We start from the raw sequence: 14,356 nt of genomic DNA, 5'->3' as shown, positions 1-14,356 counted from the left end.
CAATGAATTTTAAACAATGGGAAGGTACAGAAACAGCTCCAGTAACTATTAGTGTGACAAACGAACTGTTAAATAAGTATCTCAAAGCCACAAATGGTTTAGCTGCAGATTCGCAATTTGTTCCGCCTGCCTTTCCTATGATTTTTTATCAATTCATAAAAGTACCTTGGCTGGAGCAGCAATCATTTATCCATAAGGAACAAGTGTTCTCGTATGAACATCCTATCTCGTTAGGCGATTCCCTTCAATGTACCGTTTCCTTAATTTCACTCGAAAAAAGACGCCGTTTTCTCGTTTTACACCAAGAGCTTATTGGCAAAAACGACGGAAATCAGGTCGTGTTTTCGGCAAAATCGATCCTTTTAAAAGAGGCGGAATAATGGAACTCCTAAAAGCAGGTTCAGCCCTAGAGCCGCTTCACTTTTCGGAGATCAAAAAAGAAATGGTAGAGGACTATGCGAAAGTTTCCGGTGACTATAATCCCATTCACTTGGACCAAATAGCTGCACAAAAGGTAGGATTTCAATCACCAATCATTCACGGCATGCTTTCAATGGGACTCGCTGCTCAAATTGTGGAACCTCTTTTACGTGTTGGATATTGGGTAAAGCAATATGAGACTACATTTCGCGCACCAGTTTTTACTGGAGAAGCCCTTACGATACATGGAACGATTGCCAACGTTGAAAATGACCTCCTGACGATTGATATTATAGCCAAAAGTTCCTCAAACGATAGAATTTTAACGGGGAACATCATCTTAAAAAAGCTATGACTCGTTATTCCCACACTTTTTAATGGGAATCCCAGAATTTTACGTGATCATTCCAGAAATTTAGATGACAATCCCAGAGATTTTAAAAAAATACCCACACTTTTTCCAATTATAACCACGAAGCGCCATCATTCGACACCGGCAAGACCCGCACTCACATTCTCACACAAAATAACAAGAGGCTGACCCATTCGGATCAGCCTCTTTTTGCGGTCGCTCTAGCCTTTTGAAGTTAGTTAAACACGATGTCACTCACTGTCCGGTCTACGATGCGCGCGCCTTTTTTCGCTGTGTAATCGCCGCCAGACGAAATGAAGATGTTTTGAGCGATAATTGTGTCCATCGCTGCTTCTACAGCTGCCGGATCAACCGGTTCAACAGGAGCATCCAGTCGGATCGTCACCGTTTTGTCTTCCTGGTTTAGAAATTGCAGTTCAAGTACTTTGGCCATCAAAATCCCTCCTTTCTTTTATATTTTCATTCCGCGCCACTCAGATTAAGAGTTGATCGCGAAAGAATCGTTGCGTCTGATCATGAGAAGCGGATACTCCTGCAGACCTGCAAGAGCGGTTGCCACTGCATAAAGCTGGTCAGGTGTTGATGCTGTTTTTACGTTCGCGAAGTTTTTGGACTTCACAACTGGTTTATTGTCAGCGTCTAAACCACCATCAAGCTCTAAGCGCATGGACGAGTCGACTAAAGCTGCTGTAGCCATGTGCCTCACCTCCTTTCACTTTATAAGTTCCTGAAAAGTGAAAGAAAGAGCCATCATCATAAAAAATTATCTTTTCTTTAAGTTCGATAGGTAATCGATAGAGACCAGCAAGGCGAGAGGCACCGCATCACTGTACAAAACGATTTCCTTTTTTTGAAACAAGTCCAGAACTTTATAATTAATCTTTGCGATCGTTTTTTTGTTTTCGTCATAAATGAAACTCTCTGTCTGAAGCGGTTTATCCAGGTAATAAAATTTTTCACCTTTTATACAAAGCTCTTTCGTATCTCCCCATTCAATTCTCTTTATGTTTTTTAAGGTGCCGATGTTTATATTGTTTTCGAAGATGGACCATTCGCAAGTTGTCCAGCGAAAGTGTTCTTTAATTAAGTAATCGTTATCGTCCTGATTTGCTTTAACATGTGCTTCCCAGCCTTGCATAACAATTTCCATCCATATCTTTAGCTTATTTGGATAATATCTTTGAACTTTACCTGCAGATAATCCATTCTCATCCTTAATCTCAAAAGCCTTATTCATTGTTTTTAAAAGCGGGGCTGTGTAAGTATATCTTTTATTCAAATCAGTACCTCCAAATATTGTAAACTGTTATTTCCATTTTAACGTAATATCATCGACCGTTTCATGCACTTATCCTCAATTGAAGAAATTTTTCCGAAAATCCACCCTAATTTCCTTTGTTTTTCTCAAAAACACCCCGAAAATGTGTCGCAATTTGTCATATGATCTTTGAACTGTGGATAACTCAACTAAAATGTCAGGAAGAAGTCATATCATCTGATCGGCATCACATCATCATTCTTCAATCTTGCTGCTTTGTTCGGTAGAGTGTTCATTTTCTATAGTAGGTTTACCGCGGAATTCCCGAATGTGCGCACATTCTCCAAAGGACTTTATCCGATGAATGAAATGACTTTTGAACAAGTTGCCTCTCAGTTTGATCCGCTTATTAAATCTCAAATCCGCCTCTACCACTTGACGTCCCGTTTTGATCAATACTATCAAGCTGGTTTACTTGGACTTTGGAAAGCCTATGAAACTTTTGATCCAGAGAAAGGGCAGTTTTCTTCCTATGCTTTTTTAAAAGTGAGGGGCCGTATTTTACAAGAATTTAGAGGAGAAATGAGACGATTGGAGAAAGAAGATAATCATGATCCTCATGAATCTTTTGTATTTCAAAATCTCTCACACATGGACTCCATCCCGTTTTTAGAAGATGAATCGTTAAACCTGTACTTAGCCCATCTCACCGAAAATCAGCAGCGCTGGGTCATGCATCGTATCATTGATTTGAAAAGCGAAGCCGAGATTGCAGAAATGTTTGGTGTTTCGGTTTATGCAGTAAAATCATGGCGTAAATCGGCGATTAAAAAGCTAAGATTGGTTTTGAACTCCAATTAAAATGCTCTTTCTTACTACTCCTAATCATGGATATAATTCAATAATTAGGGTATAGTTAGAAACTGTGATGGTAAATTACTAAATTTACCCAAATTTGTAAGTAGAAATATAGTGTACTAAGTTGATAGGGAAAAGCTTATACATGTACTAAGAGGGGGACAACCAAACGATGGAAACACAAGTTAATCAGAATCCTGGAAGTAAAAAACGTCCAATTATAATTGGACTCGCCATTATCGCCTTACTTGCGATTGGTGCTACGGCTTATGCGATGTTTATCGATCTCTCACCGCGTGAACTGTATTTAAAATCAGAGATGAACACCTTTAAAACACTGAATGAATCTGTAAATGACAATTTTAAAGATGCATTGTCGCTTCAAGAAAAACAAGCGAAAGAAGCGTATAAGTCTGAAGCACGTGTCAGTGTAGATATGGACACAGAAAAGCTTGGAGCGGGCGGAATGGAAGCAGCTATGATCGGTTCGATTTTAAAATCGAGCGAGCTGAAATTCACAACTCAGCATGACCCGAAAAAAGAAGAAGGCCAAGTTAACATGGCACTTACCGTGAACGACGCAGACCTTGTGAAAGCTGATTTTTACCAAAACAATAAAGAAACGGCATTGAATGTACCTGCGGCCTACGACAAACGTGTGTATTTTCCAAATGCCAAATTTGGTGATGTGATGCGCAAGTTCGACCCGGCATACGTAGGTATGGAAAAGCTTGAAAACTTCTTTAAAGCATACGACGGATACATCACTAGCGAAGAAGAGCGCGATGATCTGTTCAAAGAGTACGCAAAAGTGTACGCGGACAGCATTAAAGAAGACAATGTAAAACTAAAAGAAAATGTTGATTTTAAAGGCGAAAAGCTTCGCCAATTAACCGTAACCCTTTCTGAAAAAGAAACAAAAGACTTGATCGTGAACTTCTTAAAGAAAATTGAGTCTGATGATAAGCTGTTAGATGCAATGGCAGAACAGGCTTCCTTGTCTGGAGGACTTCCTACAGGGACGATGGCACCAACACCTGGAGCGATGAGTAAAGAGGAAACGAAAAAAGAATTAAAGAACAGTTTAAAAGAAGCACAAAAAGCAGTAAAAGAAAATGCCTCTTTCCCAGAAGGAATGAAGCAAGTTGTACTGATCGACAGTGATGAAAACGTAGTGAAGCGTGATCTGAAACTGAGTGCGGCGGCAAACGGCGGCGAAGTGATTCCAATGAATTACGCATCTGAAAGCTGGACAAAAGACGATGTGACAAACTCATCATGGACATTAAACGCTGGTCCTGAAGGTCAAACCGTTCTTGCTGATGTGAAAATGCAGAGCGAACCAAAAGGAAAAGGTATGAAACGCGATATTAAAGCAAAATTCGAATCAGCTGAAAATGGATCAACACAAGGGATTGGTTTCCATGTAAAGGGAGAAGGCACAAGCGAAAAGTCGAACTGGACAGCTGAGCTCGTTCCAGCAGGAGACATGCCTGCTCAAATCCCGCAAGCAACACTTGAGATTGAGCACAAAGGCGATCAAAACCTGGATAAAGACTTTGCGAACCACGATTACAAAGTGAGACTGATTTCAAAAGATCCTTCATTAGGGGACTTGAATGTAGGACTGAACATTAAAACGAAAACAACATTCGGCAAAAAATTAAAGTTCCCTGAACTTGCAGAAGGAAAATCGGTGAACTTAGCCGAAATGAGTGATGCAGAGATGATGGGCTTAATGTCCGAAATCCAGCGCAACCTGCAGCAGTTTATGGGTGAAAATGCTAGTTTTATGCAAGGACTATAAAGTTTTGTGAAAAAGAATTGTTGAAAAAAGTTGATTGGAGTGGAAGGTGCGAACATCCTGAAGCGGAAATCAACCGTTTAATACAAAATAAGAAGGACAGAGATAAAGGCAACTCACTTATCTTTGTCCTTTTTTAAACACCACGAGAGAAAGGAATTATTTTATGAGGCAAACGTTACTCATTGCCCATTTAACTGTAAAATGCTGGCTGAAACAGCCGTTTCCGCTCTTAGCGATGATGGTGTTTCCGCTTTTGCTGCTCTCGGTCACTTACCTCGGTTTAAAGCCACTGTTGCAAGACAAACAGTGGGTAGAGCCCTTTGCGGTAGCAATTGTTGATGAGGATAACACCTTCGAAACTAAGTTGTTGATGAAGCAATACGAACAGTCAAAAGAGATCAGCAGTGTTCTTTCTTTTCAAAAAACGAGCGCATCAGCCGCGAGCAAGCAGTTATCGAACAATGAGATCGCTGGAATGGTCATCGTCCCAGAAGGTTTTACAAAAGGAATTCGAAACGGCAAAAACAAACCTGTTACGGTTATAGGAAACCCGGCGCGTCCATTTCAAGCAGAGCTTTTAAGACAAGTGATGGTAAGTAATGCGAACTTAATTTCGGCCGCCCAAAGCGGTGCGAATACGGTTTTTTATTATTTGCGGAAAATGGACTTGAGTTCAGCTCAGTTTTCAAAATACCGCGATGCCATTATTCCCGATTTTACCTTACAAGCATTAAACCGGAACAAAATCTATGAAACACACACTCTAAGTGCATTTGGCGGGGTTACTCCGTTTCAGTTCTACAGTCTGTCAGGCATGCTGATTCTCTTAATGATCGGCGGATTATTTGGCATGAGTTTAACATCAAGGGGAGAACAGATCGCATTAAGAGACCGACTTTCCTTACAAGGTGTCAGATCATCCGTCTTTTTTTTCGGAAACATTCTATCCGTATTTATGCTGCTGGCTTTTCAAAGTTTAATTTTAGTAGCACTTCTTTTTTTCGTAACAAAAACATGGAGTTTTTCTGCAATAGGAATCATTTTGGCTTATTGCTTAGCTGTTAGCTCACTATTTGCACTTTGTCAGGAGCTTTTTCAAAAAAACGGAGCAAAATGGGGAGCGGGGCTGCTTATGACCGCAGGAATGACAGCAGCAAGCGGAACGTTATTACCGTTATCGTACTTGCCTGACAGCTGGCGGGGTGTGAGTGAACTCAACATCATGCACCACACGCACCAAGCATTAATGGAGACATTATTTATCGGCACAAATTCGTGGTATCCGATCCTAATTTTAGTTGAATTTTCCTTTGTAACCTGGGTAGCTGGGCTAATACTAATTATGGTGAAGAAGAGGTTGTTATGGTCTGGACAATTGCCTTTACACGTATAAAATTACTTCTTCAAAGTCCCTGGAGCTGGCTGGGGTTGGTCATTCCCGTACTTCTGCTCGGTTTCTTAGATTTGTCAGTTGAAAAAACAGCCCAAAACAGCAAAATTCCTGTTGTTATCGTGGATGAAGATGTGTCCGATTATTCCAAGCTGGTCCTCGATCGAGTTAGAAAAAATCCAGCCATTTCAGTAAAAACCGTTAGCCGATCTGAAGCAAAAAACCAAATTAAAACCCAAGAAGCTTCAATCGGATTTCTGATTCCAGAAGGATTTATGAAACACATTCAAGAAAATGAGGAAAATGAGCTCGTCACGATGTGGCTATCCACAGGTTCGATTTCACACGGGTTAGTCCGAGAAATTTTTGCGAGTGAAGTGAAACGGCTCTCGGCCAATTCATATGGTGCGAGCACCGTTATAAAAACATACGGGAAAAGTGAGAACGCAGCAGAACAGAAAACGGTCTGGAAAGAGGCTTGGGAATACAGTGATCATCAGTGGAAGCCAGAACCTTTAATGACGATTAATTACAAAGTCGGAGCAACTAAAGAAAAAGCACAGCCCGTCCAGGAACGAAACCTATCCATTTATGTGCCAGGAATGCTTCTATTGTTAATGCTATTCAGCTTTTTATGGAATAGCTGGCCGATCAAAGACAGAGAAGCGGGCATGCGTTTCCGAGTTCCTTATTCTGCGAGATCATCTTTTGTGTATTGGAGCGGGAACGCGCTTGGTGTATGGATATTACAGTTGCAGCTGCTCGTACTGCTGGTCGCGTTTGGCTGGTGGAAAGGTGAATTGGCCGTGAATAGTGCCACTGTTGCATCATTATTGGGGTATGTATTATTTTTGAACGCACTGTCTCTATTGTTTGCTTATTTCGTTTCAGCGAATAGGACATGGCAGGCGATTACGCTCTTTACCGTGCTATCGACTTCACTTTTAAGCGGGACATTTTTTCCGAGTGATGAACTTACAAGATTTTTAGAAAAAGCAGCACAATGGACGCCGCAATATTGGGTCATGGCTGCACTGCATCAAGATACAATGTTGATTCCGCTAACTTTTTTGGGGCTCAGCATCGTGCTATTTGGACTTTCAACGATAAAGGCAGGTGACAACGCATGATTGCAGCCAATCAACTCACAAAAAAATTCGGTAAAAAAGAAGTGCTGAAAGAAATGAACTTCTTTATCGAAAAAGGGGAAACAGTCGGCGTTGTTGGCCCGAATGGAGCAGGCAAATCCACTCTTTTAAGAATTATAGCGACCATCATGAAAGCTAATAACGGAACGATACAGATCAGTGGCTTAGACGCTAAAAAAGATATGAAAAAAATTCGTCAAAAAATCGGATATGTTCCACAAGAAATCGCGCTGTATCATGAGTTGACTGCTAGAGAGAATCTGCGTTTTTTTGCAAAGCTTGCGAAATGCAGGTCAGAACAAGGCTGGATGAAGCGGTGTGAAGAATGGAAGCTGGCCGAACACCTCGATAAAAAAGTAAAGCATCTTTCAGGAGGCAATCAGCGAAAGCTAAATATTCTCGTCGCTTTATTGCATGATCCTGACATTCTAATTTTGGACGAACCGACAGTTGGCATTGATATTACAGCGAAACAGGAAATCGTGAACGATCTTAGACAGCTTGGAAACGAAGGGAAAACGATCCTTTATTCCAGCCATGATGCACAAGAACTCGAGTCACTCTGTACATCTTTTCTTATTTTAAAAGACGGTGAGCTGCTCTTTTACGGATCGAAGCAAAAGGTCCGCCAGTTCGGGTCAATTTCACAATCAAAAAATTTCGCCGAAACACTTGGGGCGATAGTCAATTGAATATCAAAAAAAAAGCACTGCAAAAACGCAGTGCTTTAACAATTTTGTTCATGAAATTTATGTAAATGTTCAGTCCTTTGTTTCCTCTTTCTTTTTCTTCTCCTTTTTAATCAGGGAGCCTGCAATAGCTGCAAATAAATCTCCCAGCAGAGTTAAAATCGCACCCATATTTATCACTCTTTCTTAAAAACGATTATTTCATGAAACTGCTCTTTTAAAAAAATATATAAGAAACAAGAACCGCCAGCTAAAATAAGCCGACTAAATCATGTGTGAATTAGTCAGCTGTTTGCATTACATTTGTTATCTGTTTGTTATTACCTCATACCCACGGGGGTGACTTTCTTTTACGTGCCACTATTCCGCCTTACTCAACTTAGCGCGTTCTTCTCGTTCCTGTTCGGCGATAATTTCATTGTCTTCCGCATTATCGCGAGTTACTTTTTGAGTTAAAATCGCTCCAACCGCCACTAGAATCATAACCGCAATGTAATAGCCCTTTTCATTAAGCTGCAGACTATCCGCATTGTATAGTCCGATGCAGAATAGCGCGACTCCTGCAAAGAACGTGAAATAAGCTAGTAAAGTAAAAGCCTGCGTGTTTCTTCGTCTGTATCTCTGCATACGTATGACCTCCCCCTAAAAAATAAAATAAATGCATAAACTACTTCCATTATATTCAACTTTAGGTTAAATTTCCTTATTTTTCTTTTTATGGTAACCAGCAAATTTGTAAAATCACCGATGGGAATTTATGTTACTTTATACATAGAGGTGTTATTTATGAAAAACAAATCGATTTATGTAGAAATACCGATACATGCAGATGTACAGGAAGTGTGGGATAAGAGTCAGAATCCTGAGCTTCACGAGCAATGGGACCTGCGCTTTTCATCCATTACCTATTTGCCGAAAAAGAACGAAGATGAGCCGCAATCCTTTTTGTACGAAACGAAAATTGGACTCGGATTAAAAGTAGCGGGGTGGGGTAAGAGCATCGGCACCCACAATAAAGAGGATGGCTCAAAAACATCTTCACTCCACTTTGGTACCGACCAAAAAATCTCTCCTATATCAGAAGGGAAAGGCTATTGGAAGTACATACCGGCTGGTAAGGGAACAACCTTTCTTACCCAATATGATTATGATGTTCGCTATGGTTTGTTCGGAAGATTGCTAGATTTCTTCTTCCGCCCGATGATGGGGTGGGCGACAGCACTTAGTTTTGATGTGCTAAAACGCTTGCTGGAAAAGGGAGAAACACCAAGAACCCAATATTTCCGTTTTTTTAGCAGTGCTCTTATAACGCTATTATTTTTCTTTGTTTGGTTTTATCAAGGACTTGTACCTAAGATAATTGCCCATCACCCTGAGGAAATTGCCATGTTTTCCAGTTTATCTTCTATTAAAGGAGCGGCTGCTGTAAAAGCGGTTGGAATCATCGGTCTGCTGGAGATGCTATTTGGACTCGTCTGGCTATTTTATCGCAAGAAAACAAATTTACATCTGCTTCAAGTTATTGTTTTCCCGCTGTTAACGATCAGTGCTTTAATCGGTAATTCATCGATTGCATCCCATCCGTTTAACCCGGTAACTTTCAATGCCAGTTTGTGGATTCTTTCCATCATCGGCTACTTAATCGCAAAAGATCTGCCTACAGCGACGAGCTGCAAACGTAAAAGAAAGAGTGATTCATAATGACCATCTACCAAACTCTATTAGGGGAAGATTTCAAAAAACTTCATCCAAAATTGCAAGAACGCTACGCACTTCCGGTCGATAAACCCTTTTATGGAGCTGGAAAAATGACAAAAATTGAATCGGGTGGAAGTTGGCTTTGGCCGTTTCTCAAATTAGCCACACGCTGGCAGTTTCTTTTTCCCGAAACCGGGCAGGATGTGCCATTTACAGTGAGAAATACGTGCCGGACATTGCCGACAGGAGAAACAGAAATTTATTGGGAGCGTACGTTTTATTTTGAAAAAGTTATCCGTAAATTCAATGCGTTTATGACCATTGATCCGGAGCGGAAGATCGTTAAAGATTATTTAGGAGAGCCGAGCCTTTTTTATTCAGACTTAAAATTTGAAGTAACACCTCAGGGTCATCAGCTCATTCATTCTGGCCGACAACGATTTCTTTTGGGTTCCTTAGAAATCCCGATTCCAAAGATTTTAGAAGGGGTTGTGACGGTTGAGGACGGATATGATGATGACCGGGAAGTTTATACAGTAAACGTGCATATTCAAAATCCAATTGTAGGGAAGGTGATGGTGTATGAAGGCGAATATAAAGAAGAATCTATTTAGTCCGATTACACTTGCCGGAGTCTTACTCTTTATCGCATGCAGTTTGCTGGCTGAGGAACCCTATTTGCTTATGCTGACAGCGGCTCAGTTGATATTTGTGCCGATTATGCTGCAGCTCGTTTTAAAAATAAACAGGATACATATTTTTGTTACTTGGATGGCGATGCTCTCGGTCTTATTACTGTATGTTATTACATCGCATACAGGGCAGATTGTGTTTGCGCTCGTCTATTTGGTTTACACTTTTTTAGTGGCGATTCAAGGATTTCTGCGATTTCTCCAGCGTGGTTTTAAAAACGCCGTAGAAATCTCAATTGATTTTGGGATGATGTATTTATTTGTAGGCGGTTTATGGTTTTTTGCCTATATTGCCGGGATTGATACAGGATTTAGTCCACTAATCAACTGGCTGACCGCTATTCATTTTCATTATTCAGCTTGTTTATTGCCTATATCATTAGGATTATTCGGCCGTTTGCACGATTCAAAATGGTACCCATGGATGGTTTCCATTATTTTAGCAGGTCCGATCCTTGTTGCAGTTGCCATTACATTTTGGCCATTACTTGAAGTCCTTTCCGTTGCATTGTATATATTTGCGATTTACACGTTAATCATCCTTGCCTGTCGCACACGTTTTTCGACTACATTTCAAACCGTACTCATACGTCTCTCATACAGCGCAATTGGCGTCACTATTTTATTTTCGATGCTATATGCGGCAAATAATGCATTTGGAATTTGGCCGATCACCATTGATTTTATGCTGACTTTCCATGGCTTTGTGAACTGTATTGGATTTGGGTTTCTTGGCGTAATTGGCTGGGCTATAGCACCTCCTGAAACAAAGCATGTAACACCTGACTTTCCTGTAAGCAGGATTCGAGGAAAGCTAAAAGGAACAGGGAAGGAACATCCGGGACTGGTGGATGATTTGAGTGTTCTCGTCGATACAAGAGAGTTGCCCAAAACGATTGTCGATTTTTATGAGCAAACAAGTCAATACCAGTTATTCGCCTCTATAAAATGGTCACCGTGGTTTAAACCTTTTGCCGTGTGCTACAAATTGATCAGTAAAAAAATGCAGCAGTTGAACCTGCCCATTTCTAGTAAACAAATTGAAATGACAGGAGAAATTCGTACTGTCGATTCTTCTCTAGACGGCAGGCGAAATCCGAGAGTTTGGATTCGTAAAGAGAAAGAAGATGTCGTATTTGCAGCCATTTATTCGCAGCATGAAACCGATGGAAGAACATATATGAACATCGCACTTCCATTGCCCTTTTCGTCGATGATTGGTATTTTACAGCTTAAAAAATTGGAGGGTTCACTCATCCTTACGAGTGAAGGTGGAGGGGATACAGGTATTTATTTAGCAGCAGGCAAAACCCTAATCGTTTTGCCATTATCCGAACATTTTGCCATTCAAGAAACAAAGCCAGGGTACCTCACAGCACTTCATAAAATGAGAATCTTCGGCATACCTTTTCTGCAGATTGATTACGATATTTATAAAAAATAGTGAGGGGGATTGATTGTGGATTATAGAGTGATAGATTCACTAGACAAAAACCAGATTGAAGAACTTACATTGCTTTTTAAAAATGAATGGTGGACGCAGAAAAGAAAGGCTGCCGATATCGAACAAATGCTTCAAAACAGCAATGTGGTGATCGGTTTGATAGATGCGAGCACTGACAAGTTAGTTGGATTTGCAAGAGCTATAACAGACACGATTTATCGAGCATTTATTTTTGATGTGATTGCTCATTCAGAACATCGCGAACTTGGAATCGGAAAAATACTTATGGATCATTTACTAAATCATCCGTTAATAAAAAATGTTGAACGAGTTGAATTGTATTGTCCGGACCGATTGACTTCTTATTATGAAAAATTCGGATTTACTACAGATGTAAATGGGAGTAATTTGATGAGAAGAGCTTGATTAAAAAAAGACAAATCGTTCAGGAGGGTTACGTATGGAAATTAATATTAGTTCAAATATGACGATAGTAAACCATTTAGATAGCATTGACTGGGTTGAGCTTGAATCGCTATTTCAAGCTGTAAATTGGGATGGCTTTCCGAAAGAAAAATTAATGAAAGCTTTTACGGCAAGCTATTTTGTCACACTCATTTATTCGGGTGAAAAGCTGATAGGATGCGGAAGGGTAGTAACGGATGGAGTCTTTTACGGTGCAATTTATGATGTAATTGTTCATCCAGAGTACCAGGGTATAGGCATCGGTAAAAAGATCATGAATGATATTTTAACGAAAGCAAAAGATATCTTTTTTATTCATTTGACTGCTACTACTGGCAGAGAAGGCTTTTATGAAAAACTAGGGTTGAGAAAGCATAAGACGGCTATGGCCAGGTATAATCATCCTGACCCGGCAAAGGAATATTTAGAGGAAGCAAAAACTTTATAATTATACGTAGACCTGATCACTTAAGTGAAAGGTCTATTTTATTTAATTTTTTTATAGAAAAATATGGTATTATTTATGTGAATATATTCACAATTTGGTGAAAAGGAGAGTTAAACATGGAGGGATTCATTCCTAGAAAAGTGAGAGCAGCTTGGTTTTCGACCCTTGTTTTCCTTTGCTTTAGTTATTTATTGGTTTTATTTGAGGGTTTTAGTGAAAGTTCTGGTGTTATTTTGATTGTAACCCTTATTGTTCTTTTTATCGGAAACTTTGTTTATATGATTCCTGTCTCACTATTTTCTGATACATTAACAAATAAAATGGAGCATTATCGTTTTGTATGCTCAGCATTTATACATATATTCTTTGCAGTACTTACTATGTTTTTAATTAAAGGGTTTGCGTTATTTAGCATTATTTGTACAGTGTTGTTTTTTATGTCAGATGAATGGCAAAAGCAAAAAAAGAACGATTCTAACAATAAACTCACCATAAATGGAGCGGCACTTTTATTTTTAATTGCGATAGGTTTTTATTGTGTGGAAATGTTTACGGGGTATGGTTTAAAGTATTTAATGCCACTTTAATTTCTTAGAACAGAAAACTATTAATATACTTTTAACGCGAAAGCAAGATAGACCATATTCCTATTTTTCGTAACTTAAGTGTAAAACACAACCTCTTTTTAATATAGTAGGATAATTATAGATTACTTGGAAATTAAAAGGGGTTAAGGAATATTATGAAAAAGTGGATTTCAACTACGGTTTTAGGCGCGACTTTATTACTTGCACCGGTACAAGCTTTTGCTAATTTAGGAGATCAAACACTTCGTCCAACAATGACTGCTTCAGAGGTTAAAACTTTACAATCAATGTTAAAAGATAAGGGTTACTTTACATACAGCGGCTCATATACTTCATACTACGGTTCTTACACGAAAAGTGCTGTAATAGGCTTTCAACGAGCAAAAGGTCTATCAGCTGATGGTGTTGCTGGCCGCAGCACATTTGATAAATTAGGAGTTTACAAGGTTAATAACTCGTATTTAGTAGATTATGCAAAACGTTATTTAGGAACGCCTTATAAGTGGGGTGGAACAGACCCAAGCGGATTTGACTGCTCAGGTTATGTGGATTATGTATTTAAGCAATCACACAGCATCACATTGCCACGAACAGCTAAAGATATGTGGGCAAACATCGGGTATAAAGTAACTACTCTTGGTGTCGGTGATCTCGTATTCTTTTCGACGACTGACTCAGGTGCATCACATGTAGGGATTTATATTGGAAGTGGAAAGTTTATCAGTGCAACTTCTTCTAATGGTGTAAGTATTGCTGAAATGAGCAACACATACTGGCAGCCTCGTTATCTAGGGGCTAAGCGTCTGTAGTGTGAAGAGGATAATAATAAAGGAGACCAAGTTTATATTGGTCTCCTTTTGTCATCCTAGAACAAGATTCTTGCCCAAGGATCGCAGCAGCAGTGGTGCTTCTTTCTCTTTTTGAATTTCTTGCACTTGTAAACGACAGAGCTAGAAGAACTAGAAGAGGATGAAGAAGATGAAGAAGATGAAGAAGATGAAGAAGATTCACATTTAACTTCTTCCTTTTTCACTTTCTTTTCCTTTTCCATTTCCTTTTTTTCGTGCTTGAGTTCACAG

The 14,356-nt window shown here is 39.6% G+C and carries 18 protein-coding genes; 14 read left to right on the top strand and 4 right to left on the bottom strand.

All coding sequences use genetic code 11. The features are described from left to right. Window positions 1–2: 2 nt before the first annotated feature. Window positions 3–380, top strand: coding sequence for an FAS1-like dehydratase domain-containing protein (locus J2X07_RS11780; RefSeq protein ID WP_310258905.1), 378 nt, complete (start codon window positions 3–5; stop codon window positions 378–380). Then, complete coding sequence (locus J2X07_RS11775; RefSeq protein WP_310258904.1) at window positions 380–775, top strand: MaoC family dehydratase; 396 nt, start codon at window positions 380–382, stop codon at window positions 773–775. Before J2X07_RS11780 ends, J2X07_RS11775 begins: the two co-directional genes overlap by 1 nt. 232 nt (window positions 776–1,007) lie before the next feature. Here the strand turns inward: J2X07_RS11775 and J2X07_RS11770 are convergent, their stop codons facing one another. The 3 genes from J2X07_RS11770 to J2X07_RS11760 all read right to left on the bottom strand — a co-directional run bounded on the left by J2X07_RS11770 (window position 1,008) and on the right by J2X07_RS11760 (window position 2,072). After that, the gene (locus J2X07_RS11770; RefSeq protein ID WP_310258903.1) at window positions 1,008–1,226 is read right to left on the bottom strand and encodes a DUF2922 domain-containing protein; all 219 of its coding nucleotides are present in this window, start codon (window positions 1,224–1,226) and stop codon (window positions 1,008–1,010) included. Between the two features lie 45 nt (window positions 1,227–1,271). Next, a complete protein-coding gene (locus J2X07_RS11765) occupies window positions 1,272–1,490 on the bottom strand; it encodes a DUF1659 domain-containing protein (RefSeq protein ID WP_310258902.1) in 219 nt (72 codons plus the stop codon). A 66-nt stretch (window positions 1,491–1,556) separates the two neighbouring features. Beyond that, the gene (locus J2X07_RS11760) at window positions 1,557–2,072 is read right to left on the bottom strand and encodes a tubby C-terminal domain-like protein (RefSeq protein ID WP_310258901.1); all 516 of its coding nucleotides are present in this window, start codon (window positions 2,070–2,072) and stop codon (window positions 1,557–1,559) included. A 339-nt stretch (window positions 2,073–2,411) separates the two neighbouring features. Here J2X07_RS11760 and J2X07_RS11755 point away from each other — a divergent pair, with 339 nt between their 5' ends. The 5 genes from J2X07_RS11755 (at window position 2,412) to J2X07_RS11735 (ending at window position 7,946) form a co-directional block, all read left to right on the top strand. Beyond that, window positions 2,412–2,912: a sigma-70 family RNA polymerase sigma factor gene (locus J2X07_RS11755; protein WP_310258900.1), complete on the top strand. Its 501-nt coding sequence runs from the start codon at window positions 2,412–2,414 to the stop codon at window positions 2,910–2,912. 169 nt (window positions 2,913–3,081) lie between these two features. After that, the gene (locus J2X07_RS11750) at window positions 3,082–4,716 is read left to right on the top strand and encodes a DUF6583 family protein (RefSeq protein ID WP_310258899.1); all 1,635 of its coding nucleotides are present in this window, start codon (window positions 3,082–3,084) and stop codon (window positions 4,714–4,716) included. Between the two features lie 163 nt (window positions 4,717–4,879). Beyond that, the gene (locus tag J2X07_RS11745; protein ID WP_310258898.1) at window positions 4,880–6,109 is read left to right on the top strand and encodes an ABC transporter permease; all 1,230 of its coding nucleotides are present in this window, start codon (window positions 4,880–4,882) and stop codon (window positions 6,107–6,109) included. Next, entirely contained in the window at window positions 6,079–7,236 is a 1,158-nt protein-coding gene (locus J2X07_RS11740) for an ABC transporter permease (RefSeq protein ID WP_310258897.1), read from the top strand. The genes J2X07_RS11745 and J2X07_RS11740 overlap by 31 nt, the downstream gene beginning before the upstream one ends. Further along, entirely contained in the window at window positions 7,233–7,946 is a 714-nt protein-coding gene (locus tag J2X07_RS11735) for an ABC transporter ATP-binding protein (protein WP_310258896.1), read from the top strand. The genes J2X07_RS11740 and J2X07_RS11735 overlap by 4 nt, the downstream gene beginning before the upstream one ends. Before the next feature lie 357 nt (window positions 7,947–8,303). Here the strand turns inward: J2X07_RS11735 and J2X07_RS11730 are convergent, their stop codons facing one another. Next, window positions 8,304–8,570 carry a YiaA/YiaB family inner membrane protein gene (locus J2X07_RS11730; protein WP_310258895.1) on the bottom strand — a complete coding sequence of 89 codons (267 nt, stop codon included), beginning with the start codon at window positions 8,568–8,570 and terminating at the stop codon, window positions 8,304–8,306. A gap of 159 nt (window positions 8,571–8,729) precedes the next feature. Here J2X07_RS11730 and J2X07_RS11725 point away from each other — a divergent pair, with 159 nt between their 5' ends. From J2X07_RS11725 to J2X07_RS11695, 7 genes are all read left to right on the top strand, one after another. Next, the gene (locus J2X07_RS11725) at window positions 8,730–9,644 is read left to right on the top strand and encodes a DoxX-like family protein (RefSeq protein WP_310258894.1); all 915 of its coding nucleotides are present in this window, start codon (window positions 8,730–8,732) and stop codon (window positions 9,642–9,644) included. Then, window positions 9,644–10,255, top strand: coding sequence for a DUF4166 domain-containing protein (locus J2X07_RS11720; RefSeq protein ID WP_310258893.1), 612 nt, complete (start codon window positions 9,644–9,646; stop codon window positions 10,253–10,255). Before J2X07_RS11725 ends, J2X07_RS11720 begins: the two co-directional genes overlap by 1 nt. Beyond that, the gene (locus J2X07_RS11715) at window positions 10,224–11,777 is read left to right on the top strand and encodes a YndJ family protein (RefSeq protein WP_310258892.1); all 1,554 of its coding nucleotides are present in this window, start codon (window positions 10,224–10,226) and stop codon (window positions 11,775–11,777) included. The genes J2X07_RS11720 and J2X07_RS11715 overlap by 32 nt, the downstream gene beginning before the upstream one ends. A 15-nt stretch (window positions 11,778–11,792) precedes the next feature. Then, window positions 11,793–12,203, top strand: coding sequence for a GNAT family N-acetyltransferase (locus J2X07_RS11710; protein WP_310258891.1), 411 nt, complete (start codon window positions 11,793–11,795; stop codon window positions 12,201–12,203). 34 nt (window positions 12,204–12,237) lie between these two features. Further along, a complete protein-coding gene (locus tag J2X07_RS11705; RefSeq protein WP_310258890.1) occupies window positions 12,238–12,690 on the top strand; it encodes a GNAT family N-acetyltransferase in 453 nt (150 codons plus the stop codon). A 116-nt stretch (window positions 12,691–12,806) separates the two neighbouring features. Further along, window positions 12,807–13,277 carry a hypothetical protein gene (locus J2X07_RS11700; RefSeq protein ID WP_310258889.1) on the top strand — a complete coding sequence of 157 codons (471 nt, stop codon included), beginning with the start codon at window positions 12,807–12,809 and terminating at the stop codon, window positions 13,275–13,277. Window positions 13,278–13,432: 155 nt separating this feature from the next. Beyond that, window positions 13,433–14,086, top strand: a complete 654-nt coding sequence (locus J2X07_RS11695) for a C40 family peptidase (RefSeq protein ID WP_310258888.1) — start codon at window positions 13,433–13,435, stop codon at window positions 14,084–14,086. Window positions 14,087–14,356 lie beyond the last annotated feature (270 nt).

This window comes from Fictibacillus barbaricus (assembly GCF_031457135.1).
Classification (GTDB): Bacteria; Bacillota; Bacilli; order Bacillales; family Fictibacillaceae; genus Fictibacillus; species Fictibacillus barbaricus_A.
The sequence above is the reverse complement of the archived record's forward strand: the minus strand, read 5'-3'. Positions and strand labels throughout refer to the sequence as shown.

Coding starts and splice junctions, on each gene's coding strand:
- J2X07_RS11750 (WP_310258899.1), top strand. CDS start 3,082: ATGGAAACACAAGTTAATCAGAATCCTGGAAGTAAAAAACGTCCAATT.
- J2X07_RS11705 (WP_310258890.1), top strand. CDS start 12,238: ATGGAAATTAATATTAGTTCAAATATGACGATAGTAAACCATTTAGAT.
- J2X07_RS11780 (WP_310258905.1), top strand. CDS start 3: ATGAATTTTAAACAATGGGAAGGTACAGAAACAGCTCCAGTAACTATT.
- J2X07_RS11730 (WP_310258895.1), bottom strand. CDS start 8,570: ATGCAGAGATACAGACGAAGAAACACGCAGGCTTTTACTTTACTAGCT.
- J2X07_RS11740 (WP_310258897.1), top strand. CDS start 6,079: ATGGTCTGGACAATTGCCTTTACACGTATAAAATTACTTCTTCAAAGT.
- J2X07_RS11695 (WP_310258888.1), top strand. CDS start 13,433: ATGAAAAAGTGGATTTCAACTACGGTTTTAGGCGCGACTTTATTACTT.
- J2X07_RS11770 (WP_310258903.1), bottom strand. CDS start 1,226: ATGGCCAAAGTACTTGAACTGCAATTTCTAAACCAGGAAGACAAAACG.
- J2X07_RS11755 (WP_310258900.1), top strand. CDS start 2,412: ATGAATGAAATGACTTTTGAACAAGTTGCCTCTCAGTTTGATCCGCTT.
- J2X07_RS11715 (WP_310258892.1), top strand. CDS start 10,224: ATGAAGGCGAATATAAAGAAGAATCTATTTAGTCCGATTACACTTGCC.
- J2X07_RS11735 (WP_310258896.1), top strand. CDS start 7,233: ATGATTGCAGCCAATCAACTCACAAAAAAATTCGGTAAAAAAGAAGTG.
- J2X07_RS11765 (WP_310258902.1), bottom strand. CDS start 1,490: ATGGCTACAGCAGCTTTAGTCGACTCGTCCATGCGCTTAGAGCTTGAT.
- J2X07_RS11720 (WP_310258893.1), top strand. CDS start 9,644: ATGACCATCTACCAAACTCTATTAGGGGAAGATTTCAAAAAACTTCAT.
- J2X07_RS11775 (WP_310258904.1), top strand. CDS start 380: ATGGAACTCCTAAAAGCAGGTTCAGCCCTAGAGCCGCTTCACTTTTCG.
- J2X07_RS11745 (WP_310258898.1), top strand. CDS start 4,880: ATGAGGCAAACGTTACTCATTGCCCATTTAACTGTAAAATGCTGGCTG.
- J2X07_RS11725 (WP_310258894.1), top strand. CDS start 8,730: ATGAAAAACAAATCGATTTATGTAGAAATACCGATACATGCAGATGTA.
- J2X07_RS11700 (WP_310258889.1), top strand. CDS start 12,807: ATGGAGGGATTCATTCCTAGAAAAGTGAGAGCAGCTTGGTTTTCGACC.